Here is a 25569-nt window from a genome sequence, read left to right as displayed (position 1 = left end):
CCAAGCATGCCAGCGTCAGGCCTTCAGGGCGGCCACGACGGCCGCGGCCGTGGTGGCTCCCATGCCCCGCACGCTGGCGATCTCCTCGACGCTCGCGGCCCGCAACCGCTTGAGGGAGCCGAAGTGGGACAGCAGCACCTTCTTGCGGGCCGGCCCGAGGCCCGGGACGTCGTCGAGCACCGAGGCGGTCATGCCCTTGCTGCGCCGACGGCGGTGCTGGGTGATCGCGAACCGGTGCGCCTCGTCGCGGACGCGCTGCAGCAGGTACAGGCCCTCGCTGGACCGCTGGAGGATGACGGGGTACTCCTCCCCCGGCACCCACACCTCCTCCAGCCGCTTGGCCAGGCCGCACAGCGCGACGTCGGTGATGCCGAGCTCCTCCATCGCCTGCTTCGCGGCGGCGACCTGGGGCGGGCCGCCGTCGACCACCACGAGGCTGGGCGGGTAGGCGAACCGCGCCTTCTCCTGGGGTGCGTCGGGTGCCACCTCACCACCGGGCAGCGCGCCCGCCGGGTCCTCCCCGGCGGGCAGGTCGCCCGCGGAGATCTCGACGTCGTTCGCCTTGAGGCGGTCGGCGAGGTAGCGACGGAACCGGCGGGTGATCACCTCGTGCATGGCCTGCGTGTCGTCGCGTGCACCGTCGCCGTCCGAGCCGCGGATGCTGAACGAGCGGTACTCGCTCTTGCGCGGCAGGCCGTCCTCGAAGACGACCATCGAAGCGGACTGGTAGGTGCCCTGGGTGTGCGAGATGTCGTAGCACTCGATGCGCAGGGGCGCCGACTCGAGGTCCAGCGCCTCCTGGATCTCGCGCAGCGCCTGGCTTCGAGTAGTCAGGTCGCCCGCGCGGCGCGTGCGGTGGAGCATCAGCGCGTGCTCCGCGTTCTTGCGGACCGTCTCGGCCAGCTCCCGCTTGTCGCCGCGCTGGGGCACCCGGACGTCCACGCGGGCGCCGCGCAGGCCGCTGAGCCAGGCACCCACCTGGTCCAGGTCGGGGGGCAGCACGGGGACGAGGACCTCGCGGGGCACCGCGTCGCGGGCCTCCGCGCCGCTCGCCTCCTCCGCCGAGCCGTACACCTGCTGCAGCAGGTGCTCCACGAGCTCGCCGTCGCTGATGTCCTCGACCTTCTCGACCACCCAGCCGCGCTGGCCGCGGATGCGCCCGCCGCGCACGTGGAACACCTGGACCGCGGCCTCCAGCTCGTCGCCCACCAGCGCGAACACGTCGGCATCGGTGGCGTCGCCGAGCACCACCGCGTTCTTCTCCGTGGCGCGGCGCAGGGCCTCGATGTCGTCGCGCAGGCGGGCGGCCTGCTCGTACTCCATCTCGGCCGCGGCCTCCTGCATGCGCTTGGTCAGCCGGCGCTCGAACTTGGCCGTGTCGCCCGCCATGAAGTCGCAGAAGTCCAGCACGAGCGCGCGGTGGTCCTCGACGCTGATCCGCCCCACGCAGGGTGCCGAGCACTTGTCGATGTACCCGAGCAGGCACGGCCGGCCCGACTGGCCCGCCCGCTTGTAGACGCCGGCCGAGCAGGTACGGATCGGGAACACCCGCAGCAGCAGGTCCAGGGTCTCGCGGATGGCCCAGGCGTGCCCGTAGGGGCCGAAGTAGCGGGTGCCCTTGCGCTTGGCGCCGCGCATGACCTGGGCCCGCGGGACCTCCTCGCCCAGCGTCACGGCGAGGTACGGGTAGGACTTGTCGTCGCGGTACTTCACGTTGAACCGCGGGTCGTACTGCTGGATCCAGGTGAACTCCAGCGCGAGCGCCTCGACCTCGGTGCCCACGACCGTCCACTCGACCGACGCCGCGGTGGTCACCATCCGCTGCGTGCGCTCGTGCAGGTGCGCCACGTCCTGGAAGTAGTTCGCCAGGCGCTGGCGCAGGTTCTTCGCCTTGCCCACGTAGATGACGCGGCCGTGCTCGTCGCGGAACCGGTAGACACCGGGCGACGTCGGGACCTCTCCCGCCTTGGGCCTGTAGGTTGCTGGATCCGCCATGGCACCAACCTATGCGCTGCCACTGACACGACGGCGCCCCCGGGCGCGGTGTCGTCCCCGGACGGACGGCCGGCCCCGGGCGGGTGGCGCGGCCGCCCCGTCGCGGCCGCGCCCGGTCAGGCGACGACGTGCAGCGGCGTGGGCTCCACGCGGACCGGGAAGTTCACCGAGCGGGCGATGAAGCACATCGCGTGGGCCTTGTGGTGCAGGGCGGCCAGGTGCTCGTCCGTGGCGAGCTCGCCGGCGTCCACCGCGACCCTCGGGTGCAGCGTGACGTCCGTGAAGGCGCCCTCGCCCCGCGACTCGACCCGCATGGTGCCCGTGGCGGCGTCCGTGTACTCGCGCACGACGAGCCCGGACTCCGCCGCCAGGTGCAGGAACCACAGCATGTGGCACTGGCTCAGGCTCGCGACGAACAGCTCCTCCGGGCTGTTGCGGGCCGGGTCGCCCCGGAACGCCGGGTCGGCCGACCCGGGCAGGGGCGGCTTGTGCGGCAGGTCGATCTCGTGGTCCCGGGAGTAGGACGTGTACGACGACGTACCCGCCTCCCCCGCGCCGGTCCACCGCACCGTCACGGCGTAGTCATGCGTGGCTCCGCTCATGGGGACCACCCTAGGGGGCGCCTGCCCCGGAGGCCACGCCTGTGCGCTTGTCGACCGGCACCGAGCACGACAATGCCCCGCCGCCCCGGTGAAAGGGGCAGCGGGGCGTTCCCGCGGCACAGTCAGGTACGCGGGCAGACCGTGACGCTCCCCGAGGTGATCTCGCCGTGGCTCACGCCGTTCGCGTCCGCCCACTGCATGGTCGTGATCGCCCGCATGCGAACCTGCGGGGACGAACCGCACGACCACGACAGGGTGCGGTGGACGTCCTGGGTAGGCTCCCACCCGTCGTCCGTGGTGGCCTCCTTGACCGTCCACCAGATGCCGTCCCGCAGGATCTCGAGGCGGAGCTCGTGGACCATGACGTCGTAGTTACCGCCACCGGCGCTGTCAGTCACCCGCGCGTGGGCGTTGAACACCCCGGGGGACGACATCTCCACGTTGGCACAGCGGATCACCTGCTCGCCCACGCAGTTGTGCGCGATCTGCGTGGCCGCTGCCGCCGGCGAGGCGACGAGCGCCGTGGCGCCCAGCGAGATGCCGAAGGCCGTCGCGAGAATGCGCTTGATCTGTCCGTTCTTTCGCATGGCCGTAGTCAACACTCCCGGACGAAACACGCGTTGCAGGAACCTGCAAGCCCTATGAGGCAGGCGTCACGCGCTCGCCGCCGCCTTCGCCTTGGCCGGCTTCCGGGTCGCCGGCTTGCGCTTTGCCGTGCCGTTCGTCGCTCGCGGGGCCGACGCGGCCGCCGCGACCGCCTCGGCGTCCAGGATCTCCGCGAGGTACGTGCCGGTGTGGCTCTCCGGCACGGCGGCCACGGCCTCGGGCGTGCCCTGCGCGACCACGGTGCCACCACCGCTGCCGCCCTCCGGGCCCATGTCGATCACCCAGTCGGCGCTCTTGATGACGTCGAGGTTGTGCTCGATCACGATCACGGTGTTGCCCTTGTCGGCCAGGGACTGCAGCACCCCGAGCAGACGGCGCACGTCCTCGAAGTGCAGGCCCGTGGTCGGCTCGTCCAGCACGTACGCCGAACGCCCCGACGACCGCTTCTGCAGCTCCGCGGCGAGCTTCACGCGCTGCGCCTCACCGCCGGACAGCGTGGGCGCGGGCTGCCCCAGCCGCACGTAGCCCAGGCCGACGTCGACCAGCGTGGACAGGTGCCGCGAGATCGCCGGGAACGCCTTGAAGAAGTCGGCGGCCTCCTCGATCGGCATGTCGAGCACGTCGGCCACCGTCTTGCCCTTGAAGTGCACCTCGAGGGTCTCGCGGTTGTACCGCGCGCCGTGGCAGACCTCGCACGGCACGTAGACGTCCGGCAGGAAGTTCATCTCGATCTTGATCGTGCCGTCACCGGCGCAGGCCTCGCAGCGGCCGCCCTTGACGTTGAACGAGAACCGCCCCGGCCCGTAGCCGCGGACCTTCGCCTCCTCGGTCTCCGCGAAGATCTTGCGGATCCGGTCCCAGACGCCCGTGTACGTGGCGGGGTTCGACCGCGGCGTGCGGCCGATGGGCCCCTGGTCCACGTGCACCACCTTGTCGAGGTGCTCCAGGCCGGTCACCCGCCGGTGCCGCCCCGCCACCCGCCGTGCGCCGTTGAGCTGGTTGGCCATGACGGTGAACAGGATGGAGTTCACGAGCGTCGACTTGCCCGAGCCGGAGACGCCCGACACGACGGTCAGCACACCGAGCGGGAACGACACGTCGACGTCACGCAGGTTGTTCTCCCGCGCGCCCACCACCGTGACCTGCCGCTCCAGGTCGGTCGGCCGGCGTACGGCGGGCACCGGGATGGAGCGACGGCCCGACAGGTACGCCCCCGTCAGGGAGTCCTTCTGCTCCAGCAGGCCCGCGTAGTCGCCCGAGTGGATGACGTGGCCGCCGTGCTCGCCCGCGCCCGGCCCGATGTCGACGATCCAGTCGGCCGCACGGATCGTGTCCTCGTCGTGCTCGACGACGATCAGCGTGTTGCCCAGGTCCCGCAGCCGGGTGAGGGTGTCGATGAGCCGGCGGTTGTCACGCTGGTGCAGGCCGATCGACGGCTCGTCCAGCACGTACAGCACGCCCACCAGGCCGGACCCGATCTGGGTCGCGAGCCGGATGCGCTGCGCCTCGCCGCCGGACAGCGTGCCCGCGGGCCGCTCCAGCGTCAGGTAGTGCAGGCCGACGTCGAGCAGGAAGCCCAGGCGCGCGTGGATCTCCTTGAGCACCTCGGTGGCGATCTGCGCCTCGCGCACGCCGAGCTCGATGCCCTTGAGGAACTCCGCGGCCTCGCCGACCGGGAGCCGCGAGACGTCGGCGATGGACAGCCCGTCCACCTTGACCGCGAGCACCTCCGGCTTGAGCCGCGCGCCACCGCACGTGGGGCACGGGACCTCACGCATGTAGGCCTCGTACTTCTCCTTGGACCAGTCCGAGTCCGTCTCCCGGTGCCGGCGCTCCAGGAACGTCACGGCGCCCTCGAACCCGGTCGAGTACTGCCGCTCGCGGCCCCACCGGTTCTTGTACCGCACGTGCACCTTGTGGTCCCGGCCGTGCAGGATCGCGTCCTTCGCCCGCTCGGGCAGGGCCCGCCACGGCACGTCCATCGAGAACTTCATCTCGTCGGCCAGGGCCGACAGCACACGCTCGAAGTACTCCGAGGACGTCTGCGCCCACGGGGCGACGGCGCCCTCGCGCAGCGTCTTCTCGTCGTCGGGCACGAGCAGGTCGGGGTCCACCTCCAGGCGGAACCCGATGCCCGTGCACTCCGGGCACGCGCCGTAGGGCGCGTTGAACGAGAAGGTCCGCGGCTCGATCTCGTCGAGCGCCAGAGGGTGCTCGTTGGGGCAGGCGCGCTTCTCTGAGAACTTGCGCGTGCGGCCCAGGTCGTCGATGTCGGCGTCCACCAGCTCGATCATCACGAGCCCGTTCGCCAGCGCGAGCGCCGTCTCGACCGAGTCCGTGAGCCGGCGCTGCACGCCGTCGCGCGACACGAGCCGGTCCACGACCACCTCGATGTCGTGCTTCAGCTTCTTCTCGAGCGTGGGCGGGTCGGTCAGCTGCACGACCTCGCCGTCGACCCGGGCCCGGGAGAAGCCCTTGGCCTGCAGCTCCTTGAACAGGTCCGCGTACTCCCCCTTGCGGCCCCGCACCACGGGCGCCAGCACCTGGTAGCGGGTGCCCTCCGGCAGCTCCAGGATCTGGTCGACGATCTGCTGCGGCGTCTGCGACTGCACCTTCTCGCCGCACACCGGGCAGTGCTGGGTGCCCGCGCGCGCGAACAGCAGGCGCAGGTAGTCGTAGACCTCCGTGATGGTGCCGACCGTGGACCGCGGGTTGCGGTTGGTGGACTTCTGGTCGATCGACACCGCGGGCGACAGACCCTCGATGAAGTCGACGTCAGGCTTGTCCATCTGGCCCAGGAACTGGCGGGCGTATGCGGACAGGGACTCGACGTACCGGCGCTGACCCTCGGCGAAGATCGTGTCGAACGCGAGCGAGGACTTGCCCGACCCCGACAGCCCCGTGAACACCACGAGCCGGTCCCTGGGCAGGTCCAGATCCACGTTCTTGAGGTTGTGCTCTCGGGCACCCGAGACGACGAGACGATTGCTCACAGAGGCATCCTAGGGCGGCTCACCGACATTCGCACGCCTGTTCTATGGATCACACTGACAGACGTGTCACACCCGCCCGGCTCAACGGACCGCCGGGCCACCCGCGACGCGCGACCGCCGCACGCGGGACTGCAGGTCAAGGGCCCGCAACAGGTCCTGCTCGTGGGCATAGGAGCCGTCGACGAGCCGGCGCCGCACGTCCACGACCTCCTGCGCGTGCTCGGCCGCGGCGTCCCACTCCTCCAGGTCCAGGTGCACCGAGACAAGGTTCGACAGGGCCGCCGCGAGCGCCGGCAGGTGCCGGTCCGGGCTGCGCCGGGCGAGGTCCCGGCGCACCCGCACCGCCTCGGCGGTCGGCTCGACACCCTCACGGGGACGGCGCGCGTCCATCAGCGCCGCGCCGAGGTTGAGCAGTGCGTCGGCGAGGTCCGGCTCGAAGCGGTCGGGGTCCCGGCGTGCAAGCCGCCGGAGCCGGTCGACGGCCTCCTCGGTGGGGGCCACGGCGTCGGCCGCCCGGCCCAGCTCCGAGTACAGCACGCCCAGGTTGGACAGCGAGCTGGCGAGGTACTCCTCGCCCGGCTGGCCCTCCTCGGCGAGCGCCCGCCGGATCGCGACCGCCTCCCGCTCGAGCGGCAGGGCCTCCTCCGGCTCGCCTGCCCGCGAGTGCGTCACGGCGAGGTTGGACAGCGAGGCCGCGAGCATCCGGCGGTACCGTGCCGGATGCTCCCGGGCGAGCCGGCGGCGCAGCAGCACGGCCTCCCGCTCCAGGGAGACTGCCTCGTCGAGCTCGCCCAGCCGCGACAGCACCGCCCCGAGCGACGCCAGGCTGTAGGCGAGCGTCCACGTGTGCGCCGCCGCGTTCTCGCGGACCAGCTCGCGGCGCAGCGCGACGGCCTCGCCGAGCGGCTCGATGGCCTCCCGGTCCCGGCCGAGGGCGGCGTAGGCGTTGGCCAGGTTGGTCAGGGCGAAGCCAAGCTCGAACCGGTGCCGCTCCGGGGCCAGGAGCACCATCCGCCGGCTGAGCTCGACGGCCTCCAGCGCGAACGGGACGGCCTCCTCCGGACGGCTCTCGGTGAGGGTCACGGCCCGGTTCGACAGCGCGGTGGTCAGGAACGTCGCCCACTGCCGCGGGTCGCGCGCGACCAGGTTGCGCAGGATCGGGAGCAGCTCGGCGAAGGTCTCCTCCTCCTCCTGCGGCGTGCCCGTGTCGCTCAGCAGCACGTTCAGGCTGAGCAGGACGCGCGCCAGCTCGGCCTCGCACCAAGACCTGTCCCGTTCCGGGGCCGCCCGGCACAGCTCGATCGCCTCTCGCTGGGCGGCCAGCGCCTCCCGGGTGTGGCCGGCGCGCCAGTGCGCCGAGCCCAGCGCGTTGACGGCCGAGACGAGCGCGGTGCGGTACCGGTCGGGGTCGCCGGCGGCGATACGGCGCCAGGCCGCGACCCCCGTGCCCAGCACCTCCAGCGACTCGGTCAGGCGCGCCACGTCCCGCAGCGCCGAGCCGAGGTCGACCAGCGCCTCGGCGCGGCCCACGGCGTCCTTGGCCGCCGCGACCGCCCGCTCACCCCGGTCCACGTCGTCGGCCGAGGCGTCCGAGATGCTGCGGGGCTTGAGCAGGAACGCCGTCCGCAGCGCGCGCGGGTCGTCACCGTAGGAGTCCGCGGCCCGGCGCAGGAGCTCGGCGGACAGCGCCGCGGCGCCGGGCACCTCGGACAGCTCGACCTCCAGGCGCCGCGCGATCCGGACCACCCGCAGCGCCACCCTCCGGGACAGCCCCCAGGTGCACGAGCCGACGAGAGCCACCGACCGGCCGAGGCGGTCCACGACGAGCAGGTCGCCGACCCGGTCCGGGCCCGCCGGACTCGGACCGAGCTCCGCCGCGCTGGTCGGCAGCCCGAGCAGCCAGCGCGCCCCCGCCCGCCCCGGCAGGCCGGGCACCACGCGGCGCAGCACGTCGCGCGCACCCGCGGCGTCCTCGACCCCGAGCAGGCAGGCCGCGGCGACGACGTCCTGCACCTGCTCACGGTCGAGGTCGAGGCCCGCCTCGCGCGCCGACCGCGCCCACGAGTCGGCCGCGACCTCCAGCAGGGCGCGCAGCGGGCTCGGCTCGTCCTCCGGCACGGGGACGCCGGCCGCGACGAGCGCGGCGAGCGCCGCGCCGGCGTGCAGGTCGGCCACGCGGGCGCCGCCGGCCGGGTCCAGCAGGCGGACGGCGGCGACACCGGGGTTCGCCACGCCGAGGTGCTCGGCGAACGCGGCGACCGCGCCGTCGAGCACGACGGAGTCCGGCAGGCCGGGATCCAGCCGCTGGTCGAGCGCGGTCTGGGCGGCGTCGCCGGGATCGAGGTGCTCCCAGAGCACCGACCCCCAGCGCAGCCGCCGGAGCCACTCGCCGGCGACACGGGCCAGCAGGAGGACCCGGGTGCGCCCGCACGCGGGCCGCACCAGGGCGTCGAGCATGGCGGCCAGGCCGAGCCGGGTGGCCGCGTCGTCCACCACGAACAGGACGTCGCCCGGGGGGCGGTTGCGGACGGCCGCGGCCTCCCGCCCGCGCGGTACGGTCACGACGGTCCAGCCGGAGGCGCCCAGCCGGTCGCCGAGCTCGCCGGCGAGCCGCGTCTTGCCGGAGCCCGCGGGGGCGACGAGGAGCCGGAGGCTGACCGGTACGTCCGCCTCGGCCCAGGAGCGCAGGTCGGTCAGCTCCCGCTCGCGTCCGACGAACGGCACGACGGCACGCGCGGGGTCGAGCAGCACCGGGGGCCATGCGGCGGCGTCGTGCGGGAGGCCCTCGACCGCAGGCTGGAGCGGGCCGCGGCGTGCCGCTGTGCGGGCGGCCCGGACCGCAGCGGCCAACCGGGTCGACAGCTCCGAGACCACCACGGTCACCAAGTCAACCGGACGAACGTCCAGCCCTGCAAGAGGACGGAGTGGACTGGTTCATTCTTTGAACACAACAACAAGAAGGCGGACGCCGGGCGGCGGGGCGAGACCGACAAGTCGGGCAAAAGTTGCAGATCGGACTGGATCACGACATCCTTCCACCGGCCGGGTGAAAGCCCGGTCGCTCCTCGACCGCACGGACGAAAGGCAGGCACGTGAGCCTGAACCTCAACAAGCTCGTCGACAAGGCCTACAAGGACCAGAGCATCGCCGCGATCCTGGCGGCCCCGCCGTCGGCGCTGCTGGGTCTCACGCCGAAGCACGACGAGATGCTCGCCGAGCTCAGGATCAAGACGGTCGCCGACCTCGGCACGTGGCAGCACGCGGTCCACGCGCAGGCGCTCGTCACGCTCGCCGACGCCGAGGTCCCCGCGGTCACCGGCGACAAGTGAGCCCGGCTCACCCCTCGCGCTGACGTTCGCGCCGCGGCGCCCGGCCTCCCCTGCGGAGGACCGGGCGCCGCCGTCGTCAGAGGCCGAACCGCGCGACGTCGCGCATCTTGTTGGTCGCGTCCAGCGCGGCGACCTTGTAGGCCTCCGCCAGCGTCGGGTAGTTGAACACCGTGTCGACGAGGTGGTCCACGGTGCCCCCGGTAGTCATGATCGCCTGCCCGATGTGGATGATCTCCGTGGCCCCGGTTCCGAAGACGTGCACGCCCAGCACGGTGCGGTCCTCGGTCGAGACCAACAGCTTGAGCATGCCGTAGGAGTCGCCCACGATCTGCCCGCGGGCGAGCTCCCGGTAGCGCGCGACACCGACCTCGTACGGCACGCCCGCGGTCGTGAGCTGGTCCTCGGTGTCCCCGCAGTAGGAGATCTCGGGGATCGTGTAGATGCCGATGGGCTGCAGCTCCAGCACCGAGGAGACCGGCTCCCCGAACGCGTGGTAGGCGGCCAGCCGCCCCTGCTCCTGCGACGTCGCCGCCAGGGCCGGGAACCCGATGACGTCGCCGACGGCGTACACGTGCTCGACGTCGGTCCGGAACTGCTTGTCGACCTGGAGGCGCCCGCGGGCGTCGGCCTCCAGGCCGGCGGCGCCGAGGTCGAGGCCGTCCGTGGCACCCTGCCGCCCGGCGGAGTACAGCACGCAGTCGGCAGGGATCCGCTTGCCGGAGGCGAGCGTGGTGATCGTGCCGCCCTCCCCCGCCGTGACCGACTCGACCGTCTCGCCCAGCCGGAACGTCACCGACAGGTCGCGGAGCTGGAACTTGAGCGCCTCGACCACCTCGGAGTCGCAGAAGTCGAGGATCCTCGGGCGCGACTCCACGACCGTGACCCGGGTGCCGAGCGCGGCGAACACCGACGCGTACTCGATCCCGATCACGCCGGCCCCGACCACCACCATGGTCCGGGGCACCTCGGCCAGGTCCAGGATGCCGTCGGAGTCGACCACGCGGACGCCGTCGAACGCGACGTGGGCGGGCCGCGCCGGGCGGGTACCGACCGCGACGACGATCTTGTCCGCGTTCAGCCGCCGGACGACGTCGCCCTCGGCGTCGGTCACCTCGACGTCGTGCGGCCCGGTGAACCGGGCGGTGCCGGCCACGGTCTCGACGTGGTTGCGGGCGAGCTGGCTGCGCACCACCTCGATCTCCCGCCCGATGACGTGCTGCAGGCGGGCCAGCAGGTCCGGCACGGTGATGTGCTCCTTGAGCCGGTAGCTGGAGCCGTACACGTCGCGCATCTGCAGGCCCGTCAGGTAGAGCACGGCCTCGCGCAGCGTCTTGGACGGGATGGTGCCGGTGTGCAGGCTCACCCCGCCGACCTGGTCGCGCCGTTCCACCACGGCGACCCGCCGGCCGAGCTTGGCGGCCGCGATCGCGGCCTTCTGCCCTCCCGGGCCGGAGCCGATCACGACGAGGTCGAAGTGGTTCCCGGTTGCGTCCATGGTCCGAGTGTGGGCCCCGTGCGTGCCGGTGACGAGCATCTTCATCAAGAATTAACCGGCTCGCCCGCCCGGATGGCAGGCTGGCGCCCATGAGCACCTACGCCGTGAGCTACACGTACACCGACGACGTCGCGACGCGCGACGAGGTCCGGCCCAGCCACCGCGACTTCCTGCGGGCACTCAACGCGGACGGCGTCGTCCGGGCGTCGGGACCCGTCGACGGCGGCACCGGGGCCCTGGTCGTCGTCGAGGCGGACTCGGCCGACGAGGCCCTGCGCATCCTGGACGAGGACCCGTTCGCGACCCGCGGGGTGATCGCCGAGCGGAGCGTGCGCGCCTGGGACGTGGTCATCGGCGGTTTCGCCCGATAGTCCCAATACTTCGCCATGTGAAGATTCTTACGCAAACATCAGGTTTCGTCGATGGCGTGGCGCGTTGCGTGATGCACATGATGCCTGTTCGGACACTGCTTCATACGTTCGGGGAGGCAAGGCATGACCTCTGTCTTGAGCACGACGACGACCTACGCGGACATCGGCCCGCGCATCTGCGTGACGCCGCCCTACTACGCCCTCGGTGACCTGGTCAGCCCCGCCCCGGGGCTGGCCGGTGCCACCGTCCCGGTCCAGTCGCCCACCGGACGCCAGGCACCCGTGATCAACATCGCGGAGGCCGGACGACACCTCGCCATCCTGGGCCTGTGCGCCGCGGCCACCACGAACCCGGCGCCCGGGAAGCACTACTACCTCGCGCACCGCGGGGTGGGCCGCATGTACCCGCCCACCGGGTCCCCGCCCGGCCGCCTGGGCGGCGGTCCCCTGCACGGCACCGCCAGCGCCCGGATGTCCGGCCGCAACCGCGCGGTTGCCGAGACCGAGCTGCACGACGCCGACGGCACCCTGGTGGCACGGCTCGACATGGAGTACCTGGTGCTGTCGGTACCCGTGTTCCGCCGCCTGATGGGCCCGGCCACGGCACCCGACGCGACCGGACCCGCACAGCCGTACGCGGCACCCGCACCGCTCACCGACGTGTCCGCCGACGATCGCAGCGCCACCGCCCGGATGACCGTGGACCCGTCGCTGTGCCAGGGACACTTCGCCGGGTACCCCGCACTGCCCGTGTCCGTGGCGGGCTACGCCACGTTCGCACTCTTCGACCACGTCCTGGAGGCGGCGGCCGGGCCGGCCGCCCGGTGGCAGCCGGGTTCCTACCGGCTGCGGGCCGACCACCTCGCGGCGGCGGGCCGGACGTGCACGGTGGAGGTCGAGCCCTCGGCGCCCACCGAGCCCGACGCGCACGACCGGGCGTTCACCGGCACGCTGCGGTCCGGCGGCCAGGACATCTTCTCGATCCAGGTGGACTACACGGTCGTCTGACCACCCACCGCACGGCAGCAGACGGCCGGCGGTCGCGCCCACCGGTGTGGGCGCGACCGCCGGCCGTCCTGCGCGGGGACCGCGGTGCGCAGGGACTACGACGTGGAGTCGGAGGACGCGGGCTCCTCGACCGGCTTCTCCGCCTCCTTGCGCGCGTCGTACGCCGACTTGATCAGGCTCGCGATCGTGCCCACCGCCAGCGACACGACGATCACCGTCAGCGACAGCCAGATCGGGATCTCGGGGGCCCAGTGGAAGCCCTCGCCACCGTTGATCCAGGACAGCGAGTTGGTGTGCAGCGCCTCGAGGATCAGCTTGACGCCGATGAAGCCGAGGATGACCGAGAGGGCGTAGGGCAGGTACACCAGCCGGTCGAGCAGGCCGCCCAGCAGGAAGTAGAGCTGCCGCAGGCCCATGAGGGCGAACAGGTTGGTCGCGAACACGATGAACGGGTCACGGGTGATGCCGAAGATCGCGGGGATCGAGTCGACGGCGAACAGCACGTCCGTCGAGCCGATCGCCAGGAAGACGATGATCAGGGGCGTGAAGAGCCGGCGCCCGTCGATCGTGGTGGTGAGCTTGCCGTCGTTGTACTGGTGGTGCAGCGGGAGAACCTTGCGCATCTGGCGGATGAGGACGTTCTCCTTGTAGTCGTCCTTGTCCTCCTCGCTCTCCGGCAGCGCCTGGTGGATGGCCGTGTAGATGAGGAACGCGCCGAAGATGTAGAAGAGCCAGGTGAACTGCTCGATCAGCGCGGCACCCGCGAGGATGAAGGCGGCACGGAAGATGAGCGCCATGATGATGCCGACCATCAGCACCCGCTGCTGTTGGTCACGCGGCACCGCGAAGCGCGCCATGATGATGACGAACACGAAGAGGTTGTCGACGCTCAGGGAGTACTCCATGAGCCAGCCGGCGTAGAACTCCGCGGCCGGGGTGACGCCGCCGACCCCCCAGACGATCGCACCGAAGATCAGGGCCAGGGCCACGTAGAACCCCACCCAGATCGCGCTCTCCTTCATGGAGGGCACGTGGGGGCGTCGCCCGACGATCAGGAGATCGGCCACCAGCAGGACGACCATCGCACCGAGCGCGATGATCTCGAAGGTCACGGGCAGTTCGTGGACCATTGCTTCCTTCCGGAACAGGGAGGAACGCGCGATCGCATCGAGCCTCCGGTGGGTACAGCAGGGCACCGGAGGTCTTCCTCGCCCGCCCCGTGCACCAGCCTGACCGAAACCAGGCGACAGCGCACCACGACGGACCGGCCAGGCCGAGCTGGCGTCATCGGCAGCTGTGATGACGGCCAGGCCGTTTCGAGGTACTCCCCTCCAACGGAGGGAAAGCATACGGGACCCCTGATCTGTTCCCGGACGTGACCCACGCCACGTTCGGCGGGTCCATCATGCGGGCGTGACCACCAGCTTGCCGCGCGCGTGCCCGTGCCCGGCAACCTGCCGGACCGCCTCCACCGCCTGGTCCAGGGGATACGTCGCGCTGACCACGGGCCGCAGCACGCCGTCGGTCACCAGGCCGGCAAGGACGGCGAGGTCGGCGCCGCTGGACGTCGCCGTCACGTTGCGCACCCGGTAGGGGCTGAACCGGGACACCAGGGGTGCCGACAGCAGGTCGGGCAGCGGGCCGAGCAGCCCCTCCTTGCTGCCGTCGTTGACGAGGACCAGGCCACCGGGTACCACCACGCGCCCGAGCGCCCGCACCGGGTACCGCCCGGCGTTGGCGAGGACGACGTCGAAGCGGCGCCGGCCGGCCGTGAAGTCCTCGCGTGCGTAGTCGACGGTCTCGGCAGCCCCCAGCTCACGTACCAGCTCCGCGTTTCCCGCGCTGCACACCCCGGTCACCCGCGCGCCCCGGGCAGCGGCGATCTGCACGGCGAGATGGCCGATGCCACCGCCCGCGCCCGTGATCGCGATCCGCTGCCCGGCCGCGAGCGCCGCCTCCCGCAGGTGCTGCAGCGCGGTGACGCCCGCCATCGGAACCGCAGCCGCCTCCACCGGGGTGAGCTCGGCGGGCCGGTGGGCCAGGGCGTCCTCGGCGGCCAGCGCCAGCTCCGCGAACGTTCCCCCGCTGCCGAAGCCGAACACCTCGTCGCCCGGGGCGAAGGCGGTGACGTCCGGTCCGGTTCCGACCACGACGCCCGCCAGGTCGGCGCCCCGGACCGGCGGGCGCGGACCCCGGAGCCCGCCCATCGTCGGGCGGGCGACCAGCGGCTGCCCCTCCGCGAAGTGCCAGTCGTACGGGTTCACGCCGGCGGCGTGCACCCGGACGAGCACCTGTCCCGTGCCGGGCACCGGGTCCGGCACCTCGCGCACCGCGAGGGCGTCCCAGCCGTACCTGTCCTGCGTCAGTGCCCGCATCACGGCCTCCTGGCCCGTCGCGCCCGGCGTACCTGCCCTCGCGCGATCAGGCTCCTCGCCCCCGTCAGGACGGGTCAAGGATGAAGTCGGCCGCCCCGGCCGGGCGTCACGCCGTCGCCGCCTGCATCTGCCGCAGCTCCTTCTTGAGCCCCGAGATCTCGTCGCGCAGACGTGCCGCGACCTCGAACTGGAGCTCCCCGGCCGCCGCGTGCATCTGGTCGGTGAGCTCCTGGATGAGCTCGGCCAGCTCGCTCGCCGCCGCGCCGGCCAGCCGGTTGCCCGACGTCGCGGCCTCCTTCGGCGTACCCGGGACCGGTGCGCCGGGGCGCCCCTCCCCCTTGGCCTTGCGGCTGTTCCGGTACCCGCCGGCGAGCAGCTCCTGGGTGTCCAGGTCCTCGCGCGCCAGCATGTCGGTCACGTCCGCGATCTTCTTGCGCAGCGGCTGCGGGTCGATGCCGCGCTCGGTGTTGTACGCGATCTGCTTCTCGCGACGCCGGCTCGTCTCGTCGATGGCCTCGCGCATCGCCGGCGTGATCTTGTCCGCGTACATGTGCACCTGACCCGACACGTTGCGGGCCGCACGGCCGATGGTCTGGATCAGGGACCGGCCCGAACGCAGAAAGCCCTCCTTGTCCGCGTCCAGGATCGCCACGAGCGACACCTCCGGCAGGTCCAGGCCCTCGCGCAGCAGGTTGATGCCCACGAGCACGTCGTACTCGCCGAGCCGCAGCTCGCGCAGCAGCTCGACGCGACGCAGCGTGTCCACCTCGGAGTGCAGGTAGCGCACCCGCACGTCGCGCTCCAGGAAGTAGTCCGTGAGGTCCTCGGCCATCTTCTTGGTCAGGGTGGTCACGAGCACGCGCTCGTTGCGCTCCACCCGGTCGCGGATCTCGCCCAGCAGGTCGTCGATCTGCCCGGTGGTCGGCTTCACCACCACCTCGGGGTCGACCAGGCCGGTGGGGCGGATCACCTGCTCGACCACGCCGTCCGACAGCGAGCGCTCGTAGTCGCCCGGGGTCGCCGACAGGTACACCGTCTGCCCGATGCGCTCGGTGAACTCCTCCCACTTGAGCGGGCGGTTGTCCATCGCGCTGGGCAGGCGGAAGCCGTGGTCCACCAGGGCGCGCTTGCGCGACGCGTCCCCCTCGTACATCGCGCCGATCTGCGGCACGGTCTGGTGCGACTCGTCGATGACGAGCAGGAAGTCCTCGGGGAAGTAGTCGAGCAGCGTGTTGGGCGCCGTGCCCGGCTCGCGGCCGTCGATGTGCATCGAGTAGTTCTCGATGCCGTTGCAGGTGCCGATCGTTCGCATCATCTCGATGTCGTACGTGGTGCGCATGCGCAGCCGCTGCGCCTCCAGCAGCTTGCCCTGCTTCTCCAGCTCGGCGAGCCGCTCCTCCAGCTCCTTCTCGATGCCGGCGATGGCCCGCTCCATGCGCTCCGGGCCCGCGACGTAGTGCGTGGCCGGGAACACGTAGATCGACTGCTCGCTGCGCACCACGTCACCCGTGAGCGGGTGCAGGGTCTGGATCGACTCGATCTCGTCGCCGAACATCTCGATCCGGATCGCGAGCTCCTCGTAGACCGGGATGATCTCCACGGTGTCGCCGCGCACCCGGAACGTGCCACGCGTGAACGCCATGTCGTTGCGCGTGTACTGCATGGTCACGAACTGGCGCAGGAGCTGGTCGCGGTCGATCACGTCGCCCACGTCGAGCCGCACCATGCGGTCCACGTACTCCTGCGGCGTGCCCAGGCCGTAGATGCAGGAGACGGACGCGACCACCACGACGTCGCGCCGGGTCAGCAGCGAGGAGGTGGCGGAGTGCCGCAGCCGCTCGACCTCGTCGTTGATCGAGGAGTCCTTCTCGATGTAGGTGTCCGTCTGCGCGATGTACGCCTCGGGCTGGTAGTAGTCGTAGTACGACACGAAGTACTCGACGGCGTTGTTCGGCAGCAGCTCCCGGAACTCGGTCGCGAGCTGCGCGGCGAGCGTTTTGTTGGGTGCCATCACCAGGGTGGGGCGCTGGAGCTTCTCCACGAGCCAGGCGGTCGTGGCCGACTTGCCCGTACCGGTGGCGCCGAGCAGCACCACGTCCTTCTCGCCCGCCTCGACGCGCCGGGCGAGGTCGGCGATCGCCGTCGGCTGGTCGCCGGCGGGCTGGTACTCAGAGATGACCTCGAACGGGGCCACCGTGCGCTGCAGATCGGTCACGGGTCGCATGCCACTACGGTACGACCGACCACTGACACTCCCCGCGCCGGGCGGTGTCAGTGCAGCGTGCCCGCCGGTTCCTGCGGCTCGGACAGCTCGCCGCGCACCGCCGCGAGCGCCGTCCGCACCACGATCTCCAGGGCACGGGCCAGGGCGTCGAGCGGGAGGTGCGCCGCGCCGCCGTCGGCCAGGGCCGACGTCGTCACGTCCGCCCCGACCTCCTCGGTGCTGCGCGGCACGTGGACGAAGCCCGAGAGCACGCCGGGTCGCTCGGCCAGGGCGTGCTGCAGGGCGTAGAACGTGGCGTTGCAGACGTAGGTGCCCGCGCTGTAGGTGACGCCGGCGGGGATGCCCGCCTCGCGGACCGCGTCGACCGCGGCCTTGACGGGGAGCGTCGCGAACCGGGCGGCGGGTCCGCCGTCGGCGACAGGGAGGTCGACGGGGCGGGCCCCGCCGTTGTCGGGGATGCGCGCGTCCATCAGGTTGATCGCGACCCGCTCGACCCGTACCTGGGTGACGCCGTCGGCCAGGCCGACGGCGACCACGACGTCGGGCGCGTGCTGGTCCAGCAGGCCGAGGAGCGGGCCGCCCGGCCGCCGGACCTCGTCGAACACCACCGGCAGGACCGCGGTGACGAGCTCGTCGGGGCCCGTCCAGCGTGCCGCGAGCGCCGCCACGGCGTCCGCCGAGGCGTTGACGGCGTCACCACCGAACGGTTCGAACCCCGTGACCAGCACCTTCATCGCGCACGCTCCTCACCCGGGCCGGCCGGTTCACGCGGAGTCCGCCTCCGCCTCCTGCGCGACCTCGGCGGCCACGCGCTGCCACAGGGTATCCACCTGGGCGCGCAGCTCGTCCTCGCTGCCCGTTCCGTCGAGGGTGACGTCGGCGGCCGCGAGCCGCTGCTCGTCGCTCGCCTGCGCCGCGATGCGCGAGCGCGCGGCGTCCTCGGCCAGCCCGCGGGTCTCGACCAGGCGGCGCACCCGCTGCTCGGCGGGCGTGTGCACGACCACCACGAGGTGGAAGTGGCCGGCCTGCCCGGTCTCGACGAGCAGGGGGATGTCGTGCACGACGACGGCGGCCGGGTCGGCGGCACCCGCCTTGGCCTCCCGTTCCGCCGACAGCCGGCGCACCTCGGGGTGCACGATCTCGTTGAGACGCTCGCGGGCGGCGGCGTCGGCGAAGACGAGGGCGCCGAGCGCCGGGCGGTCCAGGTCGCCGTCGGGCGTGAGGACGCCGGGGCCGAACGCCTCGGTGATCTCGGCCAGGCCCACGGAGCCGGGTGCGACGGCCTCCCGGGCCAGCAGGTCGTGGTCGACGACGACGGCGCCGAGCTCGGCCAGGCGCGTGGCCGCGACCGACTTGCCGGCCGCGATGCCTCCGGTGAGTCCGATACGGAACATGTGGTCCTCAGGGCCGGGTGTGGGGCGGTGCTGCGGTGCGGGGTGCCGCACCACGCCCAGGCTACCCGGCGGCGGGAGGCACGCCCGCCAGCTCGTGTTCGCACGTCCGCGTGCTTGTTTTCGGGTGTCCGAACTTCTAGGGTCGAGACATGCCTCGCGCACCTCGCAGACCCGTCCCGGCCCGCCTCGCCCTCATGGTCACTGCCGTGGCCGTGGCGCTGTCGGGGTGCGCGCTCCAGCTCCCGGGCCGCGCGGCCGACGACCGGCCGGTGGTCCTGACCACGTTCACCGTGCTGGCAGACGTGGCGCAGAACGTCGCCGGGGAGCACCTGCGGGTCGAGTCGATCACCAAGGTGGGCGCGGAGATCCACGGGTACGAACCGACGCCCCGCGACATCGCGCAGGCCTCGGAGGCGGACCTGATCCTGGACAACGGCCTCAACCTCGAGTCCTGGTTCGAGCAGTTCGTGGAGTCGGTGGACGTCCCGCACGTGGTGGTCTCGGACGGGGTCGAACCCGTGGACATCACCGAGGACGCCTACGCCGGCAAGCCCAACCCGCACGCGTGGATGAGCCCGCTGAACGTGCAGCGCTACGTCGACAACATGGTGGCCGCGTTCAGCGAGCTCGACCCCGGTCACGCCGACCAGTACGCCGCGAACGGCGCCGCCTACCAGGCCGACCTCCAGGAGGTGCAGGACGAGCTGGTGGACGGCCTGTCCGCGCTGCCGGAGCACCAGCGCGCCCTGGTGACCTGCGAGGGGGCGTTCTCCTACCTCGCCCGCGACGCGGGCCTGACGGAACGGTACGTCTGGCCGGTGAACGCCGAGCAGCAGGCCACGCCGCAGCAGATCACGGGGACGATCGAGTTCGTCCGGGCCAACGACGTCCCCGCCGTGTTCTGCGAGTCGACGGTCTCCGACAAGCCGATGCAGCAGGTCGTGGCGGCGACCGGTGCCCGCTTCGGCGGCACCCTCTACGTCGACTCCCTCTCCGAGGCGGACGGACCGGTGCCCACCTACCTCGACCTGATCCGCTACGACACGGCGACGATCCTCGCCGGCCTGACGGGCGACGCGTCGTGAGCGCGGCCATCGAGGTGAGCGGTCTCGGCGTCCGGTACGGCGAGATCCAGGCCCTGGACGACGTCACGCTGACCGTCCCGGCCGGCCGGGTGACCGGGCTGGTCGGCATGAACGGCTCCGGCAAGTCGACGCTGTTCAAGGCGATCATGGGCATCGTCCGCCCCGACGCCGGCCGCGTGCTCATCGAGGACGCGCCCCCGGACGCGGCACGACGGCGGGGCCTGGTCGCGTACGTACCGCAGAGCGAGGCCGTCGACTGGGACTTCCCCGTCTCCGTCCGCGACGTCGTCATGACCGGGCGGTACGGCCACCTGGGCCTGACCCGGCGCCCGCGCCCCGCCGACCACGCCGCCGTCGCCGAGGCGCTCGACCGGGTCGAGCTGTCCGCCTTCGCGGACCGGCAGGTCGGGCAGCTCTCGGGCGGGCAGCGCAAGCGCGCGTTCGTCGCCCGCGGGATCGCTCAGGACGCCCGCATCCTGCTGCTGGACGAGCCGTTCGCCGGGGTCGACAAGCGCTCCGAGGCCACGATCGTCCGGCTGCTGCGGGAGCTGGCGGCCGACGGCCGGACGGTCCTCGTGTCCACGCACGACCTGCACGCCCTGCCCGAGCTGGCCGACGAGGCCGTGCTGCTGCTGCACCGCGTGCTGTTCCACGGCGCGGTCGCCGAGGCGCTGCGCCCCGGGAACCTCGCCCGCGCGTTCGGCCTCGACCCGCTCGACCAGCAGCCCGTCCCGGAGGAGGCCCCGTGAGCCCGCTCGACCTGCTGCTGGAGCCGCTGCAGTACGAGTTCATGGTCAACGCCCTGGCCACGACGGTGATCGCCGCCGTGGTGTGCGCGCTGCTGTCGTGCTGGCTCGTCCTGGTGGGCTGGTCCCTGATGGGCGACGCCGTCTCGCACGCCGTGCTCCCCGGCGTCGTGCTCGCCTACGTGCTCGGTGCCCCGTTCGCCCTCGGTGCCGTCGTCTTCGGCCTGCTCGCGGTCGCGCTGATCGGTGCGGTCCGCGGCACGAGCCGGGTCAAGGAGGACGCCGCGATCGGGATCGTGTTCACCACCCTGTTCGCGCTGGGTCTCGTGCTGATCTCCGTCACGCCGAGCCAGACCGACCTCAACCACATCATCTTCGGCAACGTGCTCGGCGTCTCGGGTGCCGACCTCGTCCAGATCGCGGTGCTGGGGGCGATCACCTTCACGGTCCTGGTCGTCAAGCGCCGCGACCTGACCCTGTACGCGTTCGACCCCGTGCACGCGTACGCCGTCGGGCTCTCGCCCCGGTTCCTCGGCGCGCTGCTGCTCGGGCTGCTCGCCCTGACCTCGGTCGTCGCGCTCCAGGTGGTGGGCGTCGTGCTCGTCGTGGCGATGCTCATCATCCCGGGCGCCACCGCCTACCTGCTCACCGACCGGTTCGGGCGCATGCTCGTGCTCGCCCCCGCGCTCTCCGCGGTGTGCGCGGTGGCCGGCATCTATCTCAGCTACTGGCTCGACGCCGCCTCGGGCGGGCTCGTGGTCCTCGTGCAGGGCGCCGTGTTCGCCCTGGTGTACCTCCTCGCGCCCCGGCACGGGCTGCTCGGGCGGCGGCTGACGGCCCGCCGGGCACGTACGGTGTGACCGGGCGCGTCGCGACCGGACGGGCCGGCCGCCCGGCGCGCCCGGTCGAGGAGCACGTCATGACCGTCGGGACCACCGCCGGGGCCGGACAACCGGTCCGGCTCACCTGGGCCGCTCGCACCGTGGCGGCGGGCGGTCTCGCCGTCGTCGCGTGGGCCTGCCTGACCGCAGGGGCTGCGGTGCTCCACGGGCACCCCGCCTACGCCGTGCTCCTGACCCTCACGGTGCTGGGCTGCGCGCTCGTCCTGGTGCGTGGCCTGCTGCCCGCCCGCACCGGCCGGGCCGTGGTGCCCGGTGGTGGGCCCGGCGTGGTGGTCCGTGCGGCGCTCCTCCTGGTCGGCGTCGTGTGGATCGCCGCCGTGGCCTGGCTGCGCCCGTTCGCGGCCACCGCCCCGGCCCTGGCCGCGATGGCCGACGACGACCGGGTCACCGTCACCGAGTCCGCGACGCGTGTCGTGCTCGCCCCGGCCGGGGACGCGGACGGCACCGCCGTCTTCTTCCGCCCCGGCGCCAAGGTCGAGGCCCGCGCCTATGCCGCCGTGCTGCGCCCCCTGGCCGAGGCGGGGCATCCCGTCGTGATCGCCAAGCAGCCGCTCGCGGTCGCCTTCCTCGCCGGCGGGGCGTTCGACGACGCCCGCGCTCACGTCCCCGGCGCCGACCGGTGGGTGGTGGGCGGGCACTCGCTCGGCGGCGTCGTCGCGTCGTCGGACGCCGACGATGCCGACAAGGCCGACGGCACCGCCGCGCCCGTCGTCGGGCTGCTGCTGTACGCCTCCTACCCGGCGCAGGACCTGAGCGGGTCGCTGACGGCGGCGGTGGAGTCGGTCTCCGCGTCGCGGGACGGGCTCGCCACGCCCGCGAAGATCGACGCCTCCCGGGCGAACCTGCCGCCAGGCAGCACGTTCACCGTCGTGGACGGCGCCGTGCACGCCTTCTTCGGCGACTACGGCCCGCAGCCGGGCGACGGCACCCCGGCGATCACGCACGACCAGGCCCGCACCCGGATCTCGGCCGCGAGCACGCGGTTCGTCGACGACCTCTCGGATCACCGCACGACGACCGCGCACGACGCCGCCGGGTGACCCGGCCCGGCGGACGCCGCGGCCGCCGGGCCGGTCAGGCCCGCACGGGCGTGCGCGCGGCCTGCCGCTCCGGCGTGAACCGCACGGGCAGGACGGCGGGGTATCGCGACCACGGCGACGGCGCCCAGGTCACCTCGGGGTCGGTCAGCCGCAGGTCGAGCCGCTCCATGAGGCTCTCGACGGCGATCTTCACGACGAGCCGCCCCGGCCTGCGGGCGGGGCACGCGTGCGGGCCGACGCCGAAGGACAGGTGCGACCGGTTGCTGGCCTCGAAGATGTCGTCGTCGGTGCGCACCCGCGGGTCGTTGTTCGCGGCCGCCACGCCCATCACGATCGCGTCGCCCGCCTTGATCCGCACCCGGCCGAGCGTGCAGTCCGTCACCGCGTACCGCGCCGGGAGGTTCGCCACCGGCGGCTCGCTCCACAGCGTCTCGTCCAGCGCGTCGTCCAGGCCGCGACGCACCCCCGTGACGCGGCCCGTGTACCGGGGGTCCGTGAGCATGCGGCGCAGCGTGGCCGCGATCCAGGTCACGAGCATCTCGTTCGCGGCGCAGATCGCCACGACCATCGAGTGCACGATCTCCGTGTCGTCCTCGAAGCTCGGGTGCTCGACCAGGCGCGCCGTGAGGTTGTTGCCCGGGTCGGCGCGGGTCGCCAGCACGTGGTCCAGCACGATCTGGTCCATGGCCTCCAGCGCCGCCACGGCGTCGCCACCGTGGCCGAACACGCCGTGCGCGCAGCGGAGCAGGGCGATGCCCTGGCGCTCGTCGAACCCGAACATGCCCGACACCGCCAGGAACGACACGGCCGCCGCGTACTCGCCGATCAGGTCCGCCTGCCCCTGGGGCGCGAACGCGTCGATGAGCCCGGCGCACACGCTGCGCACCAGGGCGGCCGTCTGCGCCTCGTCGAGGCTGGAGAACGCCTCGTCCATCGGCAGCCGCAGCCGGCGGTGGTCGGCGCCGTCCGCGTAGTACAGCGCGCGCCGGCCCGCCGGGGACAGGATGGCGTGCAGGGTCGAGTCCAGCGGCAGCCGCTCCTTCCAGTGCCGCGGGTCGCGTGCGAAGACGCTCTCGGTGCGCATGACCTCCATGACCTCGGCGTGCCCGAGCACGAGCCAGCCCGGGACACCCGGCTCCAGGTCCACGGGGGCCACGGTGCCCCACTCGTCCTGGAGCCGGCGCAGCGCGGCCGTCATGTCCTCCGCGCCCGTCAGGTCCACCAGCGCCACCCGGCCCCCGCCTCGCTGCGGTTCCAGGTCGGACATGGCTCCTCCATCGTCGACACTCATCGGGTCTCATCCATCGAAATATGGGGCGACCTGCATAGACGCCCGATCGTGGGTTTCTATCACGGGCGCCGGGGAACGCGTAACACGCCTGTGGTCCCGGTCACCCCCGGTTCACCCGCTACGTTCTGGGGCGGCTGTACGCTCCGCCGGGCGGGCAGCCGGTGGCCCGGCACTGTCGGCGTCCCGTGGGACGATGCGCTGGTGAGCATGCACGGAGGTGGCGGGAGCATGGGCGGCGGGCGCACGATGCGCTCCTTCACGCAGGACGGGTCGGTCGCCCGCCAGCGTCTGGGCCGCGCCACGCTGCGGCGCATCATCGGCTTCGCCCGCCCCTACCGGGGCCGGCTGACCCTCTTCGTGCTCATCCTCGCCCTGGAGGCGGCCGCGGGCGCGGCCACGCCGCTGCTGTTCCAGCGGATCATCGACGAGGGCATCAGCGCCGGCGACGGCCGCCTGGTCGTCCTGCTGGCCGGCGCCGCGGGACTGCTCGCCGTCCTGGCGGCCGGGCTGTCGGTCGCGGACCGGCTCGTGTCGTCGCAGGTCGGCGAGGGGCTCATCCTCGACCTGCGGGTCGCGGTGTTCGACCACGTCCAGCGCATGCCGCTGGCCTTCTTCTCCCGGGCCCGCACGGGCGCCCTGGTGCAGCGCCTGAACGGCGACGTGCTCGGCGCCCAGCGCGCGTTCACCTCGACGCTCCAGACGGTCGTCTCGAACACGCTGACCATCGCGTTCACGCTCGGGGCCATGTTCACCATGTCGTGGGAGCTCACCCTCGGCGCCCTGGTGCTGGTCCCGTTCTTCGTGCTCCCCGCCCGCTGGTTCGGCCGCCGGCTCGCGACGCTGACCCGGCGGGGCATGGAGGTGGACGCCGACCTGGGCCAGGTGATGAACGAACGGTTCAACGTGGCCGGGGCGCACCTCGTGAAGGTGTTCGGCGATCCCGCCACCGAGTCCGAGCGGTTCGCGGGACCCGCCCGCGAGCGCCGGGACCTCGGCGTCCGCACGGCGCTGTTCGGCACGTGGTTCCGGGTGGGCCTGTCCACCCTCGCCTCCCTCGCCGTGGCCGGGGTGTACGGGTTCGGCGGGCTGCAGGCCATCGCGGACGAGCTCACCGTCGGCACGGTGGTCGCGCTGGCCACCTACCTCACCCGGCTGTACGGGCCGCTCACGGCGATGGCGAACGTCCAGGTCGACGTCATGACGGCCCTGGTCTCGTTCGAGCGGGTGCTGGAGGTGCTGGACCTGGAGCCGTCGGTGGCCGAGCGGCCGGACGCCGTCGACCTGCGGCGTGCCGTCGCGGCACGGGGCGCGTCGGTGACGCTGGAGGGGGTGACGTTCCGGTACCCGCGCGCCGACGAGGTGTCGCTCGCGTCCCTGGAGTCGGTCGCCGCCCAGCGCAAGGACCCGACGGCGGACACGCTGCACGACGTCTCGCTGGAGGTGCCCGCCGGGTCGATGGTCGCACTGGTCGGCCCGTCCGGTGCGGGCAAGACGACGGTCTCGCAGCTCGTGAACCGCATGTACGACCCGACCTCCGGCACCGTGCGCATCGCCGGGACCGACCTGCGGGACGTGACGTTCGCGTCGCTGCGGGCCACGGTCGGCGTCGTCGCGCAGGACGCGCACCTGTTCCACGACACGATGGCGGCGAACCTGCGGTTCGTGCGCCCGGAGGCGTCCGACGCCGACCTGGAGCGGGTGCTGCGGCAGGCACGTGTCTGGGACCTGGTGGACCGGCTGCCCGAGGGCCTGGAGACCGTCGTGGGCGACCGCGGGTACCGCCTCTCGGGCGGTGAGCGGCAGCGCGTCGCCATCGCGCGCCTGCTGCTGCGTGCGCCCGACGTCGTGGTGCTCGACGAGGCCACGGCGCACCTCGACTCGGAGTCCGAGGCGGCCGTGCAGGCCGCCCTCGACCAGGCCCTGGCGGGGCGGACGTCGCTGGTCATCGCGCACCGGCTGTCCACGGTGCGCGCGGCGGACCGCATCGTGGTGCTCGACGACGGCCGCGTGGCCGAGTCGGGCACGCACGCCGAGCTGATCGGTGCGGGCGGCCTGTACGCGGACCTGTACCGCACCCAGTTCGCCGAACGCGTCGAGGGGTGACCCGCGGGCC

General features: G+C 72.7%; 20 protein-coding genes. 8 read left to right on the top strand and 12 right to left on the bottom strand.

Annotated features, from left to right (window positions below; genetic code table 11):
• Window positions 1-15: 15 nt before the first annotated feature.
• From uvrC to ACO229_RS05890, 5 genes are all read right to left on the bottom strand, one after another.
• A complete protein-coding gene (gene uvrC, locus ACO229_RS05910) occupies window positions 16-1995 on the bottom strand; it encodes an excinuclease ABC subunit UvrC (protein ID WP_397415935.1) in 1980 nt (659 codons plus the stop codon).
• Window positions 1996-2111: 116 nt separating this feature from the next.
• Window positions 2112-2597 (bottom strand): OsmC family protein, encoded by a 486-nt coding sequence (locus ACO229_RS05905; protein WP_397415938.1) that lies wholly within the window; start codon window positions 2595-2597, stop codon window positions 2112-2114.
• A 122-nt stretch (window positions 2598-2719) separates the two neighbouring features.
• Window positions 2720-3184 (bottom strand): hypothetical protein, encoded by a 465-nt coding sequence (locus ACO229_RS05900; protein WP_423464110.1) that lies wholly within the window; start codon window positions 3182-3184, stop codon window positions 2720-2722.
• A gap of 66 nt (window positions 3185-3250) precedes the next feature.
• A complete protein-coding gene (uvrA, locus tag ACO229_RS05895) occupies window positions 3251-6196 on the bottom strand; it encodes an excinuclease ABC subunit UvrA (RefSeq protein WP_397433898.1) in 2946 nt (981 codons plus the stop codon).
• Window positions 6197-6277: 81 nt separating this feature from the next.
• Window positions 6278-9079: a tetratricopeptide repeat protein gene (locus ACO229_RS05890; RefSeq protein ID WP_423464109.1), complete on the bottom strand. Its 2802-nt coding sequence runs from the start codon at window positions 9077-9079 to the stop codon at window positions 6278-6280.
• Between the two features lie 209 nt (window positions 9080-9288).
• Here ACO229_RS05890 and ACO229_RS05885 point away from each other — a divergent pair, with 209 nt between their 5' ends.
• Window positions 9289-9525, top strand: a complete 237-nt coding sequence (locus ACO229_RS05885) for a hypothetical protein (RefSeq protein ID WP_397415947.1) — start codon at window positions 9289-9291, stop codon at window positions 9523-9525.
• Window positions 9526-9601: 76 nt separating this feature from the next.
• Here ACO229_RS05885 and sthA read toward each other — a convergent pair whose 3' ends face one another.
• The gene (sthA, locus tag ACO229_RS05880) at window positions 9602-11020 is read right to left on the bottom strand and encodes a Si-specific NAD(P)(+) transhydrogenase (RefSeq protein ID WP_397433896.1); all 1419 of its coding nucleotides are present in this window, start codon (window positions 11018-11020) and stop codon (window positions 9602-9604) included.
• 89 nt (window positions 11021-11109) lie between these two features.
• On the opposite strand from sthA, the gene ACO229_RS05875 reads away from it, so the two are divergent.
• Both ACO229_RS05875 and ACO229_RS05870 read left to right on the top strand, forming a co-directional pair.
• Complete coding sequence (locus tag ACO229_RS05875; protein WP_397415952.1) at window positions 11110-11391, top strand: YciI family protein; 282 nt, start codon at window positions 11110-11112, stop codon at window positions 11389-11391.
• A 123-nt stretch (window positions 11392-11514) separates the two neighbouring features.
• Window positions 11515-12399, top strand: a complete 885-nt coding sequence (locus ACO229_RS05870; protein WP_423464108.1) for a hypothetical protein — start codon at window positions 11515-11517, stop codon at window positions 12397-12399.
• A 95-nt stretch (window positions 12400-12494) separates the two neighbouring features.
• On the opposite strand, the gene ACO229_RS05865 is transcribed toward ACO229_RS05870, so the two are convergent.
• The 5 genes from ACO229_RS05865 to coaE all read right to left on the bottom strand — a co-directional run bounded on the left by ACO229_RS05865 (window position 12495) and on the right by coaE (window position 18392).
• A complete protein-coding gene (locus ACO229_RS05865) occupies window positions 12495-13529 on the bottom strand; it encodes a TerC family protein (protein WP_397433893.1) in 1035 nt (344 codons plus the stop codon).
• Window positions 13530-13802: 273 nt separating this feature from the next.
• On the bottom strand, window positions 13803-14774 hold the full coding sequence (locus tag ACO229_RS05860; RefSeq protein ID WP_423464107.1) for an NAD(P)-dependent alcohol dehydrogenase: 972 nt from the start codon (window positions 14772-14774) through the stop codon (window positions 13803-13805).
• Window positions 14775-14880: 106 nt separating this feature from the next.
• A complete protein-coding gene (gene uvrB / locus ACO229_RS05855; RefSeq protein WP_397419234.1) occupies window positions 14881-16998 on the bottom strand; it encodes an excinuclease ABC subunit UvrB in 2118 nt (705 codons plus the stop codon).
• A gap of 47 nt (window positions 16999-17045) precedes the next feature.
• A complete protein-coding gene (locus tag ACO229_RS05850; protein ID WP_423464106.1) occupies window positions 17046-17732 on the bottom strand; it encodes a pyroglutamyl-peptidase I in 687 nt (228 codons plus the stop codon).
• Window positions 17733-17762: 30 nt separating this feature from the next.
• Window positions 17763-18392, bottom strand: coding sequence for a dephospho-CoA kinase (gene coaE / locus ACO229_RS05845; protein WP_423464105.1), 630 nt, complete (start codon window positions 18390-18392; stop codon window positions 17763-17765).
• 149 nt (window positions 18393-18541) lie between these two features.
• Between coaE and ACO229_RS05840 the strand changes: the two genes are divergently transcribed.
• The 4 genes from ACO229_RS05840 to ACO229_RS05825 are packed head-to-tail and all read left to right on the top strand — an operon-like array spanning window position 18542 to window position 22165.
• Complete coding sequence (locus ACO229_RS05840; RefSeq protein WP_423464104.1) at window positions 18542-19477, top strand: metal ABC transporter substrate-binding protein; 936 nt, start codon at window positions 18542-18544, stop codon at window positions 19475-19477.
• On the top strand, window positions 19474-20226 hold the full coding sequence (locus ACO229_RS05835) for a metal ABC transporter ATP-binding protein (protein WP_397433888.1): 753 nt from the start codon (window positions 19474-19476) through the stop codon (window positions 20224-20226). Before ACO229_RS05840 ends, ACO229_RS05835 begins: the two co-directional genes overlap by 4 nt.
• Window positions 20223-21083 carry a metal ABC transporter permease gene (locus ACO229_RS05830; protein ID WP_397433887.1) on the top strand — a complete coding sequence of 287 codons (861 nt, stop codon included), beginning with the start codon at window positions 20223-20225 and terminating at the stop codon, window positions 21081-21083. Before ACO229_RS05835 ends, ACO229_RS05830 begins: the two co-directional genes overlap by 4 nt.
• Window positions 21084-21142: 59 nt before the next feature.
• Window positions 21143-22165 (top strand): alpha/beta hydrolase, encoded by a 1023-nt coding sequence (locus ACO229_RS05825; protein ID WP_423464103.1) that lies wholly within the window; start codon window positions 21143-21145, stop codon window positions 22163-22165.
• 34 nt (window positions 22166-22199) lie between these two features.
• Here ACO229_RS05825 and ACO229_RS05820 read toward each other — a convergent pair whose 3' ends face one another.
• Window positions 22200-23432: a cytochrome P450 gene (locus ACO229_RS05820; protein ID WP_397433885.1), complete on the bottom strand. Its 1233-nt coding sequence runs from the start codon at window positions 23430-23432 to the stop codon at window positions 22200-22202.
• 231 nt (window positions 23433-23663) lie between these two features.
• Between ACO229_RS05820 and ACO229_RS05815 the strand changes: the two genes are divergently transcribed.
• Window positions 23664-25559, top strand: coding sequence for an ABC transporter ATP-binding protein (locus ACO229_RS05815; protein ID WP_423465269.1), 1896 nt, complete (start codon window positions 23664-23666; stop codon window positions 25557-25559).
• Window positions 25560-25569: the final 10 nt, after the last annotated feature.

Origin of the sequence: Promicromonospora sp. MS192, from assembly GCF_049532985.1 — a bacterium.
Classification (GTDB): Bacteria; Actinomycetota; Actinomycetes; order Actinomycetales; family Cellulomonadaceae; genus Promicromonospora.
This window is presented reverse-complemented; position numbering and strand designations above follow the sequence as displayed.